Here is a 19,496-nt window from a genome sequence, read left to right as displayed (position 1 = left end):
GCAATGCATCTTTCAAACACAAAACGCCTCCTCGCCATCACACTCCTGTGCGGCACGGTTTCCGCCTGTGCTTCACACCCGCAGCACAACCCCCGCCAGCGCCTAATCGGGATCCCCAACCCTGCCAGCGTCTATTGCACGCAGCAGGGCGGCCGACACGGCGACGTCCGGACGCGCGGCGGCGAAACCGGTACCTGCACTTTCCCCCCAAACCAGATCTGCGACGAGTGGACGCTCTACCGCGAACACCGCTGCGTCGCTCCCCTGGCCAAGATGAAGCCCTGATTTTCCAGCCCGGTCAGGCCCGAACAGGGCCGCCGGGTTTTTAATAATCCATATACATAACATGTTATGTATTCTATCCACACAATACCCGGAATCCGCATGACGACCCCTTCCCCGCTAAGTGCCCTGACCACGCGTAACACCAGGCTCTTCACGCTCCTGCTGGAACGCGAACTCAAAAAGACAGGCCTACGGATCGGTCAGCTTCCTGTGCTTCAGGCTTTGCAGGACGGGAAAACCCTCAATCAGAAAGCGCTCGCGGATTTTGCAGATATCGAACAGCCGGGCATGACGACGCTTCTCGTCCGGATGGAACGCGACGGCCTGATCCAGCGCGAACCAGACCCGACAGACCGCCGCAGCACACTGGTCACACTGACATCGGACGGACAGCGGAAAAGCCGGAATATCGTTCCTGTTATGGAACATTTAACCGACATAGCACTCAAGGGGTTTACACCCCTCGAACGCAATATTCTCGTAACACTTCTGGAACGGATCAACAGCAGTCTGAAAGAGCAGCTGTAGTCACCTGCCCCTTCAGTCAAAGAGGCAGGCGCACGATCATTTTCCGGTTTTGGGAAGATGCTCGGCAATATAGGGCGGCAGGTTAAACGAGCCGACATGGATTTCCGGCGTCCAGTAGCGCGTCGTGCCCACAATCTTCGCAGCGTCAGCACGGACACGGATCTGCTCGACCGTCTGCGTGTTCGGTGCCTGCCCCTTGGAGGCCACACCCAGCGTCATGAACCCACCGACATAGGTCGGAACAGCGGCCACATACGCCCCCACATGCGGGAAGAACTTCGCACGGCGCAGACTCGTCTCATGCAGTTCATCCGCCTGCATGAACGGCACGCCGCACTGGTTCACGATCAGCCCTTCAGCCGACAGGATACGTGCGCAGTTGCTGTAGAACTCGTCCGTAAACAGCACTTCGCCCACACCAATCGGGTCAGTGCTATCGACGATGATCACATCGAACGAACCGTCAGCCGCCTTCAGGACGTAATCGATGCCGTCGCCAACGATAACTTCGGCCCGCGGATCGTTCCAAGCATCACCGGCAATCTTCGGAAGATACTGTTTGGACAGTTCGATCACCGCGCCGTCGATCTCGACCATGACAGCCTTTTCGACCGTCTCATGCTGCAACACGCGACGCAGAACGCCACCATCACCCGCACCGATGATCAACACACGCTTTGCACAGGGATGCGCCAGAAGCGGCACATGCGTCAGCATTTCCTGATAGACGAACTCATCACGCTCGGTGATCTGGATGACACCATCCAGCACCAGCACGCGGCCGTGGCTGGAGCTTTCAAACACCACCACATCCTGGAAGTCGGATTTTACCCGTGCGAGCTCACGCGTAACGAGAAAGCGCTGTCCCCAGTCCGGGTACAGGGTCTCGTTGAGCCATGTTTCAGCCATGGATCATCGTTTCCTTGTCGGATTGTATTGAAAAAGGGCCGGTTTCATCCGGCCCTTTGGTCAGTTCAGGCTGCCTTGACGGCCTTGTCCTGCACGCGGCCACGCCGTACGGCATCGACCTCGATCCGGCCGGCCTGGAACAGGCGCTGCATCACCGGAATCGACAGGTTCGGATCACATGCACCGCACATGAACACGTCCACGGCTGCATAATTCCGTTCCGGCCACGTATGGATCGAGATATGGCTCTCCGCCAGAACGATCACGCCAGACACACCGCCATTGGGCGTAAAGTGATGGAAATGGCTGTGCAGGATCGTGGCACCTGCCGCTACAGCAGCTTCGCACAGCGTCTCGTCGATCCGCAGCGGATCATCGAGATTCCGGGCATCCCAGAAGTCGATCAGCAGATGATTGCCAGCATAACGCTCGCCATCCCGCTCAATAAAGTAATCCTTGCGCTCCTCCTCAACGAGGTGAGCTGCGCTGTTCTGGATATCTCTCGGGAGTTCCGATACCATCCCCAGTTGAGCAAGTGCGTTCATCACGTACCCCCAAACCAGTAGACAGCCTGTTGGGCAAAATTGCCCCCTTGGGCCAAGAAGCGCGCTAGTTAGCGGCCCCTCCCCCCTGATGCAAGCACTTTATGAAGTAATTCCCCAATATGTCACATATCTTTCCCGCCCCATGTCCTCACTGCATAAGAAACGGATTTTCCCTTTCCTGCACACAGAGCTGAAACGCGGAACTGTCCTGAACCCAACACCCCATACATAGTTCGGGCGCCGGATCTCCAGGAAACGAATCCCGGAGATCCCGACGCCCGACAAGAAGCTGAAGCTTCCCGGTCCCGAGAGGCCGAATCCGGCCCCTCTGATCCGCCTGATCAGTTCTTGGTCTTGTCGACCAGCTTGCCCTTGGCAATCCATGGCATCATCGCCCGCAGCTTCTCACCGGTCTTTTCAATCTGGTGAGCATCGTTGCGGGCGCGGATGGCCTTGAAGCCAACGCCACCGGACTGGTTCTCAAGGATGAAGTTGCGAACGAACGTGCCGTCCTGAATGTCCGTCAGGACGCGCTTCATCTCGGCTTTGGTTTCCGGCGTGATGATACGCGGACCCGTCACGTACTCACCATACTCTGCAGTGTTGGAGATGGAGTAGTTCATGTTGGAGATGCCGCCTTCGTAGATCAGATCCACGATCAGCTTCATCTCGTGCAGGCACTCGAAATAGGCCATTTCCGGCGCATATCCGCCTTCAACCAGCGTCTCGAAACCGGCGCGGATCAGGTCCACAACGCCACCACACAGGACAGCCTGCTCACCGAACAGATCGGTTTCGACTTCTTCCTTGAAGGTCGTCTCGATGATGCCTGCACGGCCGCCACCATTGGCGCTGGCATAGGACAGGGCGATTTCGAGCGCATTGCCCGAAGCGTTCTGTGCCACGGCCACGAGGGACGGAACGCCACCGCCACGCTGGTATTCAGAGCGGACCGTGTGGCCCGGACCCTTCGGCGCGATCAGGAACACGTCCAGATCCGGACGGGCTTCGATGATGCGGAAGTGGATGGACAGACCATGCGCGAACGCGAGGGCCGCACCCTGCTTCAGGTTCTTCTCAAGGCTGTCCTTGTACAGGGCACCCTGGCCTTCATCCGGCGTCAGAACCATAACCACATCGGCCCACGCAGCTGCGTCTTCCGGGGACATGACCTTGAAACCGGCCTCTTCAGCCTTCTTGACGGCAGAAGACGTCGGACGCAGGCCGATGACGATGTCCGTCAGGCCGCTATCCTTGAGGTTGTTGGCATGAGCGTGACCCTGGCTGCCATAGCCGATGATCGCGACTTTCTTGCTCTTGATCAGATTCAGATCGGCATCACGATCATAATATACCCGCATCAGACAGACTCCTTGTTAAGATGAAAGACAGAAGGACCGCGCCCGATGGCAGCAATCCCGGTACGCGAAACCTCGGCCAGACCAAGGGGGCGCATCAACTCGATGAATGCGTCGATCTTCTCAGGAGACCCCGTCAGCTCGAACACGAAACTCGTGGCCGTCGTATCCACGGGCCGCGCACGGAACGAATCCGCAATGCGCAGGGCCTCCGTCCGGCGGTCACCGGACGAGACGATCTTCACCAGCGCAAGCTCACGGCCCACATAGGGACCTTCTTCCGTCAGGTCACAGACATCATGCACCGGGATCAGGCGCTTGAGCTGCGCCTTGATCTGCCGGATCACCATCGGCGTGCCCGACGTCAGAACGGTGATGCGCGAGAGCTTCTGCTCCGCATCCACCAGCGCCACCGTCAGGCTCTCGATGTTGTAGCCGCGGCCGGAAAACAGGCCTACCACACGAGCCAGCGCGCCACTCTCGTCCTCGATCAGGACCGAGATGACCGAATGTTGGATAGTCTCCGTCATCAGACCAGCATCTTCCCTTCTTCGGTCAGTCCCGCCGCTTCGGAATCCTGTTCCGGACCCAGCAGCATCTGGTTATGCGCCGCACCCGACGGGATCATCGGATAACAGTTCTCGCCTTCCGCCACACAGATATCGGCCACGACCGGCCCGTCATGCTCCAGCATCCGGCGGATCACGTCATCCAGTTCACCCACATGCGTTGCCCGCATTCCGGTGGCATGGAAGGCTTCAGCCAGCTTCACGAAGTCCGGCAGCGCCTCGCTATAGGACTGCGAATAGCGCGACCCGTGAAGCAATTCCTGCCACTGACGAACCATGCCCATATAGTGGTTGTTCAGGATGAAGATCTTCACCGGCAGGCGATACTGCGCGATCGTCCCCAGCTCCTGGATGTTCATGAGCGTGGATGCCTCACCGGCGATATCGATCACCAGCGCATCCGGATGCGCCACCTGTGCGCCCACGGCAGCCGGCAGACCATAGCCCATCGTCCCCAGACCACCGGATGTCAGCCACCGGTTCGGCTTGTCGAACTGGAAGTGCTGGGCCGCCCACATCTGGTGCTGCCCAACTTCGGTGGACACGAACGTATCGCGGCCCGTTTCCTTCGCCAGCTCATACAGACGACGAACCGCATGCTGCGGACGGATGACGGCAGACGGCGTCATATCCTGCGTGAAGCCGAAGCCATCCACACTCCGCCAGGACGCAATCTGGTTCCACCAGGTCGACAGATCCGGCGCAGGCGTATCACCCCAGGCTTCCAGCAGCGCTTCGAGCGTATCACGCACATCGCCTTCGATCCGCACATCCACCGGCACGATCTTGTCGATCTGGCTCGGATCGATATCAGCATGAACCTTGAACGAATTGGGCGAGAACGCATCCACACGCCCCGTCACACGGTCATCGAAGCGCGATCCCAGAGCGATCAGCAGATCACAGCCATGCGTGGCCATGTTTGCCTCAACCGAACCGTGCATGCCCAGCATACCCAGAAACTGCGGATCGGGAGACGGAAACGCCCCCAGCCCCATCAGCGTGGACGTCACCGGGAAACCGGTCTTGCGCGCCAGACGACGCAGCAGGTCCGACGCTTCCGGCCCTGAATTGATGATACCCCCGCCCGTATAGAAGAGCGGGCGCTTCGCCGTCTTCATGGCTTCGAGGGTCCGGGCGATCGCCTCCGCATCCGGACCGCCCTGATGACGCAGCCGCTGGAGGCGCGACAGTGCCGGCTTCGTCAGCGGCGCCTTGCCGACCGTGATGTCCTTGGGCAGATCCACCAGAACCGGCCCCGGACGGCCCGACCGCGCAACCTCGAACGCCTCACGCACGGTCTGTGCCAGCGTGCCCGGCTCGCGCACGAGATAGTTATGCTTGGTCGCAGGCCGCGTGATGCCCGTCGTGTCGGCTTCCTGAAACGCATCATTGCCGATCAGCTTGGTCGGCACCTGCCCCGACAGGCAGACGAGCGGAATGGAATCCATCAGCGCATCCACCAGCCCGGTCACGGCATTCGTCGCACCAGGCCCCGACGTCACCAGCACCACACCAACCTTGCCCGTCGAACGCGCATAGGCTTCGGCTGCATGAACGGCCGCCTGCTCATGGCGGACAAGCACATGGCGAATACGGTCCTGCTTGAAGAGAGCATCGTAAATCGGAAGGACAGCCCCACCCGGATATCCGAATATGACCTCCACACCCTCTTCATCGAGAACGCGCAGAAGCACTTCCGCGCCATTCAGCGCCTCGTTGCCTGTTCCTGCGTCTCTTTCAGCAGCCGTCACCGTTTCCTCCCAAGGTATGAGCCGCCGGATTTAGGACGACAACGCGGCGGCGTCAACTCGATCTGATATAAAGTTCTCTATTTTTTCATAATCACTTTTCGAATCTTGCGCAAAGTAGGTATATCTACGCAACGAAATCATCGCATCATCCCCTTTCCCCAGCGCATGATGCCGAAACCATGTCGCCTGTCTCCGCGTATAGCGCCCGATGGCAAGGACCGCGGATTTCCGCGCTTCCTCAAGCGATACCTCTCCCCGCAGAACGGCAGCCAGTTCCGGCACCCCATGTGCACGCATCGCAGGCAGAACCGGATCGAGGCCCCGCTCCAACAGAGTGGACACTTCTTCAAGAGCCCCGGCCTCCAACATCTGCCCGAATCTGAAATCGATCGCCCGGCGCAATCCCTCCCGCTCGGGATCAAGCTGCACGGACACAAACCGGCATGGAGCGGGCGGCAAACCCGGCTGAGACCGCCACCAGGCCAGCCCGTGCCCCGTCCCCGTCCAGACTTCCCAGGCCCGCGAAATCCGCTGCGTATCGTTCGGACGCAGACCAGACGCCGTTTCAGGATCAACCTGCATCAGACGCCCATGAAGCGCCTCCGACCCGACCTCTTCCGCCAGCCCCCGCGCTTCGGTCCGCGCAGCGTCTCCGGGATCCGGCACCTCCACCAGACCATCCGTCAGTGCCCGCAGATACATCCCCGTCCCACCACACAGGATCGGCATACGCCCCACGGCCCACGCCTCGTCCATTTCCCGCAAGGCTTCTGACCGCCACCAGGCCACACTTCCCGGCACAGCCGCATCCAGAACCCCGTAAAGCCGGTGCGGGGCGGCAGCCTCATCCGCGTCATCAGGACGGGCCGTCAGAATCCGCAAATCGCGGTAAACCTGCATGGAATCCGCGTTGATGATTGTACCGTTAAAGCGTCGAGCAAGGTCGAGCGCCAGTGCTGACTTGCCGGAGCACGTCGGTCCAGCCACAATGATCGCAGTTTTTATTGTCTTCGGGGCGTTCATTCTCCCCTCCTGCCACACGTGCCGGACCGTTACGAGATCTCATGTCCCTTCCTGCCGTCCTGACCCTCATCGCCGACCGGAAATCCGGTCCCCTCAAACCCGAGGCCATCGACATGGCCCGCGGACTCGTCAAGGGCAACGCGCCCATCGTCCTGTCTCCGGGCGAAGCGGTCGACATTCCCTGCCCCCCACCACGCCCCGGATCGGCCAACATCACCACGATCCGCGCAACGCTCGCACCCTACCGTGTCGATGCGCTGCTTCTCAAAACACGCGGTCGCCGCCGGGCCGTTCTCGTCGCGGACATGGACAGCACCATCGTCACCGGCGAAACGCTCGACGAACTAGCGGACCTTCTGGGCTGCGGTGAAGACGTCGCGGCCATCACCCGCGCCTCCATGAACGGCGAACTCGATTTCGAAACCGCGCTTGAACAGCGCGTGGCCCTTCTTGCCGGAAAACCCGCTTCGGTTCTTGAACAGGTCTGGGAGTCCGTCACCCTGACGGAAGGGGCGCGCGAACTCGTGCAGACCATGCGCAAGCATAATGGCCGCACGGCGCTGGTCTCGGGCGGCTTTACATGGTTCACCCAGCGCGTCGCCGAGCTTTGCGGATTCGACGAGAATTACGGCAATGAACTGGAAATCGCAGACGGCAAAATTACCGGCCGTCTCGCTGGCCCGATCCTCGGCCCCGACGCCAAGCGCGACCATCTCGAACGCCTGACCTCCGAGCGCGGCGTACAACTTCGCGCGGCCCTGACAACCGGCGACGGCGCCAACGACATTCCCATGCTCGCCAGCGCGGGACTTGGTCTGGCCTTCCACGCCAAACCCAATGTCCGCCGCATCATTCCCACCCAGATCAACTTCGCCAACCTGCGCGCGCATCTTTTCGCACAGGGCTACCATGCAAAGGATTTCGTCACGGACTGACCGGACCTCAAACCCTGACGACAAGTGAAATCCGCCGGTTTCTCAAACCCCGGCGGATTTTTCTCGATCAGTATCCCCAGGTATAGGGAGGCACATTGGAGTAGGATGGCACGGCGTAGCCGGGAGCATAGCCCGGCGCATAACCATACCCGCCGCCATACCCATAAGGCGAGGCCTCGATCGCCATACCGGTCGCGACGCCAAGACCGACACCAAGGCCCCAGCCGCCCCAGCCCCAGCCGCCGCCCCAACCCGGCATTCCCCAGCCATAGCCAAACCAGCCTGGTCCACCCCAGCCGTTCCAACCACCCCAGCCCGGATAGCCCCAGCCGCCAAAGCGCGGACCACCCCATCCTCCGCCCCAGCCGCCGCCACGGAACCCCCATCCGGGACGGCTACCGCCATAGCCACCTCCGCTCCAGCCTCCACGATATCCACCCCCACCGGGCGGGCCGCGAAACCCGCCGCCACCGCCCGGACCACCATGAAAACCGCCCCCCATACCGCCGGGTCCCATGCCACCACCGTGAAAGCCCCCGCCGGGCCCTCCGCCACCGCCATGAAAACCTCCGCCGCCCGGGCCACCCCCATGCTGGGCAAAAGCGGGAACGGAAATCGTGGATGCCAGCAAGGCCAGCATCAGTGCGGCGGCCGGTCTGTTTGTGAAGGTCATGGCAAGTCTCCTGCGGGAAAGCCCGATCATGTTTTCCATATCGGCATTACCAGATCGTGTAGGAAGAGGGCCTTTCCATGACGAAACAACTTGTTTCACGTGAAACACTTCCGTCACCTTCGCCGACGATGCGCGCCCAGATGACCGCCCAGGCTTTCCAACGCCAGACGAAGCTCCTCGTCCTCGATATCCGGCACTTCGATCTGCAACGGTTTCGGGCGCTTCGGCGTGGGCCGTTCGAACGCCACCAGATCCTGAACAATCTTCAGACGCTCGATCCCATATTCGCCCCGCAGCCCACAGGCCACATTGATGCGCTCGATGATCTGTGGCGCCAGATGCTGAAGCTCCATGGCGATCGGCCCCGCACAGGCCAGAGTCAGCGTTCCTGCCGACAGACGGCGCGGTTCGGTCTGTTTGGACAGTCGCGGACCGACAAAATCCGCCCAGTCCATCATCAGACGCGCCAGAACCGGCGGCTTCTTCTTGAAGACAGGCTGTGTCAGTGCCTGCACGAAAGAGCCGATCTGCTTCGTGCCCGAACGGCGCGGCGTCCAGTTGCGATCAGGCGCGGGAACCCAGCCATCAGGCTCCTGCGCTGGTTTCTTTCGGGCCGTATTTCGTAACGGGCGCTTGTCCGAACCGCGATCCTTCGTCATATCCGTTCCCGTGACTCCTGATGCATCCGCCCTTCTGCGCTGGTACGACCACCACCGCCGCGCCCTTCCCTGGCGCAGCCTGCCCGGCCAGCGCCCGGATCCGTACGCCGTCTGGCTGAGCGAAATCATGCTCCAGCAAACGACCGTCAAAGCCGTCATATCCTATTACGAGCGCTTTCTCACGCATTACCCTACAGTCCAGGACCTCGCGGCGGCTCCGCTCGAAGACGTCCTGCACCTCTGGGCCGGCCTCGGCTACTATGCCCGTGCCCGCAATCTCCATGCATGTGCGAAACGCGTCTCCGAACGCGGCGGTTTCCCAAACACGGTCGAAGAGCTGCTGACACTCCCCGGAATTGGCGCCTATACAGCCCGCGCCATCGCCGCCATCGCCTTTGGACGCCCCGTTGTCCCCGTTGACGGCAATGTCGAACGCATCACGGCCCGCCTCAACGCAACCGAAGAACCGCTCCCGGCTGCACGCCCCCTTCTAGCAAAACAGGCCGCACTCCTGAACGCTGATCCGGACGCACAAAGCCGCCCGTCCGACTTCGCTCAGGCTCTGTTCGACCTCGGCGCAACGATCTGCACCCCCCGCAATCCCACCTGCCTGACCTGCCCCTGGCAAACCTCCTGCATCGCCCATGCCCGCGGAATCGCGGCTCAGCTCCCGGCTAAACAACCAAAACAGACACGCCCGACCCGCTACGGCATACATTTCCTCCTGCACGATTCCAACGGACAGGCCCTGCTGCGAACCCGCCCTCCCACCGGCCTTCTGGGCGGCATGGACGAACTTCCCGGAACGGACTGGCGCAGTGCACCTTGGAGCGAAGACGAAGCCCTCACCCATGCGCCCTGCCTGACCGACTGGACCCACAGAGGCGAAATCCGCCACGTCTTCACTCACTTCACCCTGTATCTTACGGTCTATGAGGCTTACCTTCCACAGAGCCATAATGCAGGGATCGATTCCTCTTTCGGCACGTTCCGTTCAACGACGCGCGCTGCCCTGCCCGGCGTCATGAAGAAATGCCTGGCCCTCACCAAGCAGACTCCGGAGACACGATGACTGAAACACCCCCGACACTGCGCCTGTGGTTCATGGACTGGCATGGCTGGATGCTCGACCACGATCCACTGAAAGATGCTCCAACCCGTACCCCTTTCCAGCCAGGCCGCCTCCCGGGGCTCTGCGCCCTTGTCCCGGAAGCCTTTCAGTTCCCCTGCCGCCCGTTCATGGAAAAACGCGTGTCCATGCCCCAAGCTTTCCCGGAAATCGAAATACAGGAACTGCCCCATAACCGAGTCGCATTCTTCCTGCCTGAACATGAGACCTACCTGATCAGTGTTCCTTTCGGTGCCGGCCTCGTGGATTACTATTCCCCGCACCAAAATGAGTGGGAAACCTTTCTTCCCCTGACGCTGGAAATGCTGCGCGGACTCTCCTTGCTCGTAACGCCCGATGCACTGAAGCTGGAAGACGACACCGGCGAAGATCTACCGACTCCGCCCGTGCACGACCAGATGACCCTCCGGTTCGGCGAGAGGAGCCTTCCCCTGTTCCTGAACACCGATGCCCTGACCCAGATCAGCCAGATCATGCCCGGCACGAGCGCTTCCATCGAACTGACATGGCAGATCGACACCGCCCCGACACTTGTCACCGTACACCATCAAACGGCCCCGACGCCGGCCCTGGAAACACTGTAGAGCCAGAGACACAGCCAGTGCCGGAAGAATCGGCCAGGACATCTCGACGCTATTTCCAGCCTGAAATACCGGAACCAGACCATTGTGGTCCTCATCCGTTTCACAGAAGACTTCCAACTGTATTCAATCCCTCCCATGAATAAGGATTTTTTCAATTAATTTTAATATTTGATCGATATCCTTCACAGACGGGATTTTTGTTCTAAACATTCCTGTGTCTGGATCAGATAGGTATTTCGTACAAAGCCGGTCTATTTTCCGGCTGTCATGGGAAGATATGTCATCTAGAGATTTTTTTCTGGCCGTTTCTGGATTTCATCATACCGGAACGGGCCGTTCTTTCTGTTATACTGCCCATTGTTTAGCGACAGAAAGTCGCACACCTGAAGTTTTCGGTTTTTCTAATGGGCCTGATTGCACGTCACCTTTCAGCGTCCTGCTCCAGACACCTGCACCCGAACTCCGAATGGCCTCATACGCTTTTCACGGACAGGTCCAGATTTCTTCCCAACCCCACTGTTGTCCCAATGGCTACGCGGTCCTTCCGGATACCCGTGACCTGTCACCTGCCATTTTCGGTCAGATGACTGCATGGTCCTGTTAAGTAAGTCAGATCATCCAGTCATCTGACCGTCCCTATGGCTCCTGAGGTACTGAAATCATGACTTATACTGTCGGACATTATCTTGCCGAACGACTGACACAGATCGGCCTGAAGCATCATTTCGCCGTTGCCGGCGACTACAACCTCGTTCTGCTCGACCAGCTGATCGAACAGGGCGGCACGAAGCAAATTTATGACTGCAACGAACTGAACTGCAGCTTTGCAGCCGAAGGCTACGCCCGCGCCAACGGTGCCGCCGCAGCCGTAGTCACCTTCAGCGTCGGCGCCATCTCCGCCATGAACGGTCTCGGCGGCGCCTATGCCGAAAACCTGCCGATCCTCGTGATTTCAGGTGCTCCGAACTCCAACGATCACGGTTCGGGCCACATCTTGCACCACACGATCGGCGGCACGGAATACAGCTACCAGATGGAAATGGCGAAGCACGTCACCTGTGCTGCCGAAAGCATTACATCTGCTGAAGTCGCTCCGGACAAAATCGACCACGTCATCCGCACGATGCTGCGCGAGAAGAAGCCGGCCTATCTTGAAATCGCCTGCAACATCTCAGCCGCACCCTGCGTCCGTCCGGGTCCGGTCTCGTCCCTGCACGCCCATCCGCGTCCGGACGAAGCCAGCCTGAAGGCCGCTCTGGACGAGAGCCTGAGCTTCCTCAACAAGGCCAACAAGGTCGCCATCCTGGTTGGTACCAAGCTGCGCGCAGCCGAAGCCCTCAAAGAGACGGTCGAACTGGCTGACAAGCTCGGTTGCCCCGTCACCGTCATGGCCGCCGCAAAAAGCTACTTTCCCGAGACGCACCCCGGCTTCCGCGGCGTTTACTGGGGTTCTGTCAGCAGCCCTGGAGCACAGGAAATCATCGAAGGCGCCGACGCCGTGATTTCGCTAGCTCCAGTCTGGAACGATTATTCGTCTGAAGGTTGGACGAGCATTATCAAAGGTGGCAAGGTTCTTGAAATCGATCCGGACCGCGTGACCGTCAACGGTAAAACCTTCGACGGCTTCCGCCTCAAGGAATTCGTCAAGGCCCTGACCGAGAAGGCTCCGAAGAAGTCCGCAGCCCTGACTAGCGAATACAAGCCCGTCATGCTACCAAAAGCTGACCCGTCCAAGCCGCTGTCCAACGACGAAATGACCCGCCAGATCAACGAACTGGTCGACGGCAACACCACCCTCTTCGCCGAGACCGGCGACTCATGGTTCAATGCCGTGCGTATGCACCTTCCCGAAGGTGCGAAGGTCGAGACGGAAATGCAGTGGGGTCACATCGGCTGGTCCGTTCCGTCCATGTTCGGCAACGCCACCGCTTCGCCGGAACGCAAGCACATCCTCATGGTCGGCGACGGTTCGTTCCAACTCACCGCGCAGGAAGTGGCCCAGATGGTTCGTTACGAACTGCCGGTCATCATCTTCCTTGTAAACAACCACGGCTACGTTATCGAAATCGCCATTCATGACGGTCCTTACAATTACATCCAGAACTGGGACTACGCCGCTCTGATGCAGTGCTTCAACCAGGGCGTTCCCGGTAAAGAAAGCGGCAAATACGGTCTTGGCCTGCATGCCTCGACGGGCGAAGAACTGGCTGAAGCCATCGCCAAAGCCAAAAAAAATACCCGTGGTCCAACTCTCATCGAGTGCAAGCTCGATCGTGCGGACTGCACCAAGGCACTGGTTCAGTGGGGCAAAACTGTTGCCGCCGCAAACTCCCGCAAACAGCAAAACGTCTGAACAAAGCGTCTGATCCTTCCCGGATCAGTCCCTGTTACACAGCCCCCCGTGCCCGGCACGGGGGGTTTTTCCTTGAGCCGGCTCTCAGCTAGAAAATCAGAGCAGACGCGCAATCTTCATGAACAAAAACGTTACACTCATGAAGACGAAACAAACAATGCCCGCCTCCACGGTCCCCAGCGATCCCTGAGCCAGAAACATCCCGCCGGTATTCATGCCGAAGAACCCGGTTACAAATGTTGCGGGCAGCATCAACGTGGTCCCGACCGAGACGATATACAGCCGCCGGTTGGTCTCTTCCGCCTGATTGGACCCCAGCTCGTCCTGCAACGACCGCGCACGATCCTGAAGCGCGATCAGATCGTCCAGTGCTGCATGAACCTGGCGCTCGGCCCGGTCCCGCAATTCATCCTCGGCCCAATCCGGAAGATCCAGATCCTCGTCTTTCAGAACACGATCAATCGGCGTCACAACCCGACGCAATTCGGTCGCACGACGGCGCACCTTGCCCACGATACTACCCAGATGCCCCAGATCGGAGCGATGCTCGATCAGCAGAAGCACGTCCTCGGCCCTGTCCAGTTCGTCATCAAGATGTCCGAGCTGCCGACGCACGGTTCCCGTAAATTCCCGCAATGCCCGATCGATGATTCCCGCGGGCGTCCGTGGAATCTGATCCGGTCTGAGAGAGCGATAGGCCGCTCCGAGAACAGGAATGGGGTTGCGTCGTGTCGTGATCAACAGATCCGGACGCATCGCAAACCGCCAGGCGCAGATCTCCCGGTCCTCTTCGGACAAAGCATCATCGAACGCTGGCAGCGCGCCCCAGATTAGATCGCCGAATGCTTCCAGAGCGATTCCGTATTCCGTCTCTGCCAGCATGGCGCAGACGTCCTCGGGCAGATCAGGCAGATGCGCGACATATCCGCGCGCCGAACTGTGGACCGTATCGAAATGCAGCCAGTACCAGCCATCATCCGAAACCGAACGCCCTGCCGCCAGAAGTGCTTCGACCTCGGCTGACCCAAGGGTGCGCAGCTCCTGCCCCGGAACGGCATGAACAGCCCAGACAAGACCATTCGCAAAAGCAGGAGCGCCGGTCTCCTGATGTTCGGGATCCAGAACCGTGAAAGGGAAGTTGTAGGCAGTGCTCTCTGACACGACATCCTCCTGTTCTCAGGGGGTTCAGGACCGATAGGCGATTTTCACAGAAACAATCCGAAAAAGGACTGGGAACAAGCCCTGTCCGGCTTCTCGCATGCCCGGTGAAGGGACGCAATATACCTGTCCGGACCAAAAATGTGAGGCCCGGTAGATGCAACTCCCACCCATTGGGACTGTTACGATTCTGTGACGCAATGAGTCAGCCCCTGACCTAGGGGGCTTCCCTCCGGAAAGGAATATTCATGTCCCTCCGCACTTCTTTTTTCGTTGCCAGCCTTATGCTCGGCACCGCAGCACTTGCGCCTTCCGCCATGGCGCAGGCCGTTAGTGCTCCCAGCAACGATCAGACACAGACCTCCACGTCAGCGATCCAGAAAGCCCAGAACTCCACGATCAGCCAGCCCAATAACGCTCTGCCGACCAATCCGCGCACGATCACGGAACAGCCTGACCAACCACCACCGAGTTCTCCGGGCGCCATGACCAGAAGCACGAGCGAAACTGGGCCCGTGCCGCCAAACCAGAAAAACCCCCGTAAGCTCGATCGCCGGCACACCCATTCTCACAAAAAGGCGTCGACGCCTGCCGAAACATCCCCACAGACCACGGCACCCCAATAAGGCTAGGCATCCAGACTGACGGTAAGACTGAAAAGTCCTGTCGGGGGAAGCCGCGGACAGAGACCCGGTAAGGGCGCCCTTTGCGCAGCTTCCCCAAGCCTTTATACAGGCACCCATCCAAAGATGGGCAGCAAGGGCCATTTCATGACGACGCAGGATTACAAGGTTCGCGACATTACTCTGGCAGACTGGGGCCGTAAGGAAATCTCCATCGCCGAAGGCGAAATGCCGGGCCTGATGGCTCTTCGCGAAGAGTACAAGGATACACAGCCGCTCAAGGGCGCCCGCATTGCCGGCTGCCTGCACATGACCATCCAGACCGCCGTTCTGATCGAGACGCTGATCGACCTCGGCGCCACGGTCCGCTGGTCCTCATGCAACATCTTCTCCACGCAGGATCATGCCGCCGCCGCCATCGCAGCAGCGAACATCCCCGTCTTCGCCTGGAAGGGCCTGACGGAAGAAGAGTTCAACTGGTGCATCGAGCAGACCATCCACGGTCCCGATGGCTGGACGCCGAACATGATCCTCGATGATGGTGGCGATCTCACCATCATGATGCACGACAAGTACCCCGAAATGCTCAAGGACGTGCGCGGCATCTCCGAAGAGACGACAACGGGCGTGCATCGTCTGTGGGAAATGTCAAAGAAGGGTACGCTGAAGGTTCCGGCCATCAACGTGAACGACAGCGTCACGAAGTCGAAGTTCGACAACCTGTATGGCTGCCGTGAGAGCCTCGTGGACGCGATCCGTCGCGGCACGGACGTCATGATGGCGGGCAAGGTCGCCGTGGTTGCCGGCTATGGTGACGTGGGCAAGGGCTCCGCTGCTTCCCTGCGCAACGCAGGCTGCCGCGTTCTCGTGACCGAAGTCGATCCGATCTGCGCCCTTCAGGCCGCCATGGAAGGCTATGAAGTCGTCACGATGGAAAACGCAGCCCCGCGCGGCGATATTTTCGTCACCTGCACCGGCAACGTGGATATCATCACGATCGACCATGTACGCGAGATGAAGGACCGTGCGATCGTCTGCAACATCGGTCACTTCGACAGCGAAATTCAGGTCGAAGCCCTGCGCAACTACCGCTGGAACAACATTAAGCCGCAGGTTGACGAGATCGAACTGGCGCCGAACCGCCGCATCATCCTTCTGTCCGAAGGCCGTCTGGTGAACCTTGGCAACGCAACGGGCCACCCGTCCTTCGTGATGTCTGCATCCTTCACCAACCAAACCCTGGCACAGATCGAACTGTGGACGGCAAAGCCCGGCCAGTACGAAGTCAAGGTCTACACCCTGCCGAAATCTCTGGACGAGAAAGTCGCTGCCCTGCACCTCGCAAAGGTCGGTGCAGAACTTTCCAAAATGTCACAGAAACAGGCGGACTACATCGACGTTCCAGTCAACGGTCCGTTCAAGCACGAAGAATACCGCTACTAAGACGAGGCGGATCAGGAAGGGCGGAATCCCGGTTGCACCCTTCCGGATTTCCTTAACCAACAGGAGTTACACTCATGGGTCTTTTCAGCACGATCATGTCCAAGATCTTCGGACATGCAGAAGCCGCCACACCGTCCACCACAGCCGCTCCGGCTGAAGCCGCCGCAGCTCCAGCAGCAGCAGCCCCGGCCGCAGCGCCCGTGGATGTGGACGCCGTCCTGTCCGGTCTGGCCGCAAATGCAGGCCAGCCGCTGAACTACAAGACTTCCATCGTGGACCTCCTGAAGCTGCTCGGCCTCGACAGCTCGCTCCAGTCCCGCAAGGAACTGGCCGGCGAACTGCATTATTCGGGCAGCACGGACGACACCGCAACGATGAACGTCTGGCTCATCAAGCAGGTCTATGCCGAGCTGGCCAAGAATGGTGGCAAGGTTCCGGCTGACTGGACGCACTAATCCGCGCCCCGTCCGCACGGACAATGTGAAAAAGCCCGACTGTCCACCAGTCGGGCTTTTTTTATGAAACTCCTGTATCAGAAAAGGATCAGATTATGTGGCTCAAGCGTCTATATCGAACACCTAATGGAAAATCCTCACTCTGACGTTCACATGCCGGCCCGGATAACGCCACCGCTCAAACGCTAGAACCGCATCCATCTGATCCTCAAACACCTATGATAGTCCGAGAATCACCGCCATACCTCCGTCGCAACACCACCTGGAAGATACGGCGCAGCTTTCTTCTACTCAAACACCACATCATCCGGCAGACAATGCGAAATACGCCGAGCCCCCTCGTACATTCCCGGCACCATCCGTGTCTACAACGCCTGTAATCCGCGCTGCACCTCCGCAATACGGGACATACAAACGCCTGCTCGGCCTGCGGCAGTAGCGACACGGCTCTACCCGCCGAATGGCGGTTATGATCCACACCCCACGCCCTCCACAACGCCTTAACAGGACAATCAGGTGCCACGTCCTGCGCCTAGACCCGGATCTAATCGGAACAGTTTTGCAACGGCCCTAAAGCCAGCTGCAGATAATACGACCGGACAGCCTGAACCTTTGCCCCCCCAACATTGCCGCACCATGCGACATCATCTCGCCGGACGTTACGGACGACTCAGGCCAGTCGAACCCGGCTTTCACCTTTAAAACGGACGAAGAGGCAATCGGACTCCGGATCCCATGCAAGGACAGAAGTAAGATTTTTCCAGAACAGCTCCGGACGGTCAGCCTCCACGTCAGTAAAGCGACGCATCACCATAATACCGGTTACCCGCAAATTCCTGATGGAGCGGTTGTTAAAGACGTTGGAAATCTTAAGGTTCGACGTTATATCGCTCATAAAGCTCCCGATATTATGAATACGCCAGCTCGGGACCAGATTTATTATTATACTTACGTAGACTCTGTACTGGTTTTCAAACATAATATAACAAACTGAGCTGGTGGTGCTGCCCAAAATCCAGTAATGCCCAACATATTTCCCCATCTGAGAGAAATATATTCCTTTCACATTTTTATAAAGCAGACCGAACAATACCATTAAATCCGCCGTCGCCACATGAACGCTACTATGTTTATAGCTCACGTCATTCACATGGAAATTACCACAAAGCAAAAACCGCATCCAATAATATACTGCCCCTCGAGTTCAATCTCGCGATAAATCGCACCACCGCTATTCACATACGTCGAGGTCGCGCCAATGCTCTCGACACCAATCTGTTTGAAAATGATATAATGGGAGAAATCGGTGTAATTTCATCCAATGACAGCCTCCAGTTCTTGCCATGATAAACCGATCCAACTTGATAATTGAGAGTCGTTTCCGATTTTACATTTCCAACGAACCAAACCTGGAAAACCGACATCGGATGCGCAATCAAATTTTTCATAATACGTTAACTTATCGCAATAGGTGTCTGTCAGGATACACAATACCGACTGCCCCTCATCAGAATCTTTGTCGATTTATTTATCGCCACACTAAATCTCGTTATGAACAAGGAATATTTTACAAAAGTATTGATAATAATCCATTCCAAGGGTGAATATCGAACTCGCGATAGGACTGAACCATCGTGTTCAGATCGGGAATATCATAGTTGTAAGCCAACCCCACCTCGGAGAGAACCAAGATCGCGTTTTTGCTAAGCTCCAGTACATAGGTTTAGCGACGACCCTTCGGCACATCCGCCCATACATTGAACGGAATATCCATACAAAATATATACAACCCTAGTCGTAACGTATCTATATAATAACAAATTTAGTGTTCGCACATTCCCAGAAATATCACTAACATAGGTCGCCATTTTCTTCACGGCTAAATTATAGAACGTCACACTATTCGCACCTGTGCACGTCTAAATTACCATCCGTACTTTCCTAGATAACCATACTCGAACCCGCTTAATAAAGCTGGTTTTCCATCGTCAGCCACGATGCAAAGCGCCGATTGAGGCTCACACAATCAAAATCGGACATGTTAGGTGCTGGAATTATATCTGTAATAACACTGTTTTGGACGGGTCATTTCACAGCCCGTAATTCTCGTCGTATTTCGCATATTCGGCAAGAGTCACCCCCGATGCCGTGTACTGCTTCCTTGTTGTATATCGTTTCGGGCGCAAGATCGATTACATTCTTAAACGTTAAATTACCTCACCGCTCGGTCGAATTGCTCAAATAGCCGTTCGACTCTTCATACTGGATGTCGAAAAACATACACCCAAACGCATCTTTCCACTGCCAACTTCTATGCCACCGGCACACGTGAAAACTCCCATAAATCCCCTACAGAGACACCTTTTTTTGATTAACTACGTCTCGGATATGAACTCCATGGCTTCACCGAACGTAGCATTTCTGAGCACAGAATCCGTTCCATATCCGATATTAATATGTGCTTCTTCCAAGAAATACAAAATGAATAGGGAGGATGTTGTACTGTCCCTCCT

General features: G+C 58.0%; 19 protein-coding genes. 9 read left to right on the top strand and 10 right to left on the bottom strand.

Going from position 1 to position 19,496, the window contains the following annotated elements; all coding sequences use genetic code 11:
• The first annotated feature begins 3 nt into the window (after window positions 1–3).
• Window positions 4–285, top strand: coding sequence for a putative hemolysin (locus tag GSP01_RS11150; RefSeq protein ID WP_141353582.1), 282 nt, complete (start codon window positions 4–6; stop codon window positions 283–285).
• 99 nt (window positions 286–384) lie between these two features.
• Window positions 385–813: a MarR family winged helix-turn-helix transcriptional regulator gene (locus GSP01_RS11145; RefSeq protein ID WP_141353580.1), complete on the top strand. Its 429-nt coding sequence runs from the start codon at window positions 385–387 to the stop codon at window positions 811–813.
• Window positions 814–849: 36 nt separating this feature from the next.
• Here GSP01_RS11145 and speE read toward each other — a convergent pair whose 3' ends face one another.
• The 6 genes from speE to miaA all read right to left on the bottom strand — a co-directional run bounded on the left by speE (window position 850) and on the right by miaA (window position 6,971).
• A complete protein-coding gene (gene speE / locus GSP01_RS11140) occupies window positions 850–1,722 on the bottom strand; it encodes a polyamine aminopropyltransferase (protein ID WP_141353577.1) in 873 nt (290 codons plus the stop codon).
• A 65-nt stretch (window positions 1,723–1,787) separates the two neighbouring features.
• On the bottom strand, window positions 1,788–2,267 hold the full coding sequence (gene speD / locus GSP01_RS11135; protein ID WP_141353575.1) for an adenosylmethionine decarboxylase: 480 nt from the start codon (window positions 2,265–2,267) through the stop codon (window positions 1,788–1,790).
• A gap of 341 nt (window positions 2,268–2,608) precedes the next feature.
• Entirely contained in the window at window positions 2,609–3,628 is a 1,020-nt protein-coding gene (gene ilvC / locus GSP01_RS11130) for a ketol-acid reductoisomerase (protein WP_086647929.1), read from the bottom strand.
• Window positions 3,628–4,155 carry an acetolactate synthase small subunit gene (gene ilvN, locus GSP01_RS11125; RefSeq protein ID WP_141353573.1) on the bottom strand — a complete coding sequence of 176 codons (528 nt, stop codon included), beginning with the start codon at window positions 4,153–4,155 and terminating at the stop codon, window positions 3,628–3,630. The genes ilvC and ilvN overlap by 1 nt, the downstream gene beginning before the upstream one ends.
• Complete coding sequence (gene ilvB, locus GSP01_RS11120; RefSeq protein WP_141353571.1) at window positions 4,155–5,948, bottom strand: biosynthetic-type acetolactate synthase large subunit; 1,794 nt, start codon at window positions 5,946–5,948, stop codon at window positions 4,155–4,157. The genes ilvN and ilvB overlap by 1 nt, the downstream gene beginning before the upstream one ends.
• Window positions 5,949–5,978: 30 nt before the next feature.
• Complete coding sequence (gene miaA / locus GSP01_RS11115) at window positions 5,979–6,971, bottom strand: tRNA (adenosine(37)-N6)-dimethylallyltransferase MiaA (RefSeq protein ID WP_141353569.1); 993 nt, start codon at window positions 6,969–6,971, stop codon at window positions 5,979–5,981.
• Window positions 6,972–7,012: 41 nt separating this feature from the next.
• Here miaA and serB point away from each other — a divergent pair, with 41 nt between their 5' ends.
• Complete coding sequence (gene serB / locus GSP01_RS11110) at window positions 7,013–7,906, top strand: phosphoserine phosphatase SerB (RefSeq protein ID WP_141353567.1); 894 nt, start codon at window positions 7,013–7,015, stop codon at window positions 7,904–7,906.
• Window positions 7,907–7,973: 67 nt separating this feature from the next.
• Here the strand turns inward: serB and GSP01_RS15220 are convergent, their stop codons facing one another.
• Window positions 7,974–8,579, bottom strand: a complete 606-nt coding sequence (locus GSP01_RS15220; protein WP_167495533.1) for a hypothetical protein — start codon at window positions 8,577–8,579, stop codon at window positions 7,974–7,976.
• A gap of 113 nt (window positions 8,580–8,692) precedes the next feature.
• Window positions 8,693–9,238, bottom strand: coding sequence for a DUF721 domain-containing protein (locus GSP01_RS11100; protein ID WP_141353565.1), 546 nt, complete (start codon window positions 9,236–9,238; stop codon window positions 8,693–8,695).
• Window positions 9,239–9,248: 10 nt separating this feature from the next.
• On the opposite strand from GSP01_RS11100, the gene mutY reads away from it, so the two are divergent.
• The 3 genes from mutY (at window position 9,249) to GSP01_RS11085 (ending at window position 13,304) form a co-directional block, all read left to right on the top strand.
• Complete coding sequence (gene mutY / locus GSP01_RS11095; protein ID WP_141353563.1) at window positions 9,249–10,310, top strand: A/G-specific adenine glycosylase; 1,062 nt, start codon at window positions 9,249–9,251, stop codon at window positions 10,308–10,310.
• Window positions 10,307–10,951, top strand: a complete 645-nt coding sequence (locus GSP01_RS11090) for a hypothetical protein (RefSeq protein ID WP_141353561.1) — start codon at window positions 10,307–10,309, stop codon at window positions 10,949–10,951. The genes mutY and GSP01_RS11090 overlap by 4 nt, the downstream gene beginning before the upstream one ends.
• Before the next feature lie 661 nt (window positions 10,952–11,612).
• On the top strand, window positions 11,613–13,304 hold the full coding sequence (locus GSP01_RS11085) for an alpha-keto acid decarboxylase family protein (RefSeq protein ID WP_141353559.1): 1,692 nt from the start codon (window positions 11,613–11,615) through the stop codon (window positions 13,302–13,304).
• Window positions 13,305–13,400: 96 nt separating this feature from the next.
• On the opposite strand, the gene GSP01_RS11080 is transcribed toward GSP01_RS11085, so the two are convergent.
• On the bottom strand, window positions 13,401–14,465 hold the full coding sequence (locus GSP01_RS11080) for a transporter (protein ID WP_141353557.1): 1,065 nt from the start codon (window positions 14,463–14,465) through the stop codon (window positions 13,401–13,403).
• Window positions 14,466–14,710: 245 nt separating this feature from the next.
• Between GSP01_RS11080 and GSP01_RS11075 the strand changes: the two genes are divergently transcribed.
• The 3 genes from GSP01_RS11075 to GSP01_RS11065 all read left to right on the top strand — a co-directional run bounded on the left by GSP01_RS11075 (window position 14,711) and on the right by GSP01_RS11065 (window position 16,983).
• Complete coding sequence (locus GSP01_RS11075) at window positions 14,711–15,088, top strand: hypothetical protein (protein WP_141353555.1); 378 nt, start codon at window positions 14,711–14,713, stop codon at window positions 15,086–15,088.
• A gap of 144 nt (window positions 15,089–15,232) precedes the next feature.
• On the top strand, window positions 15,233–16,528 hold the full coding sequence (gene ahcY, locus GSP01_RS11070; RefSeq protein WP_062107190.1) for an adenosylhomocysteinase: 1,296 nt from the start codon (window positions 15,233–15,235) through the stop codon (window positions 16,526–16,528).
• 74 nt (window positions 16,529–16,602) lie between these two features.
• Window positions 16,603–16,983, top strand: a complete 381-nt coding sequence (locus GSP01_RS11065; protein WP_141353553.1) for a DUF3597 domain-containing protein — start codon at window positions 16,603–16,605, stop codon at window positions 16,981–16,983.
• 670 nt (window positions 16,984–17,653) lie between these two features.
• Here GSP01_RS11065 and GSP01_RS11060 read toward each other — a convergent pair.
• Window positions 17,654–18,124 carry a hypothetical protein gene (locus tag GSP01_RS11060; RefSeq protein WP_141353551.1) on the bottom strand — a complete coding sequence of 157 codons (471 nt, stop codon included), beginning with the start codon at window positions 18,122–18,124 and terminating at the stop codon, window positions 17,654–17,656.
• Window positions 18,125–19,496: the final 1,372 nt, after the last annotated feature.

Origin of the sequence: Gluconobacter sphaericus NBRC 12467, assembly GCF_006539125.1 — a bacterium.
Classification (GTDB): Bacteria; Pseudomonadota; Alphaproteobacteria; order Acetobacterales; family Acetobacteraceae; genus Gluconobacter; species Gluconobacter sphaericus.
This window is presented reverse-complemented; position numbering and strand designations above follow the sequence as displayed.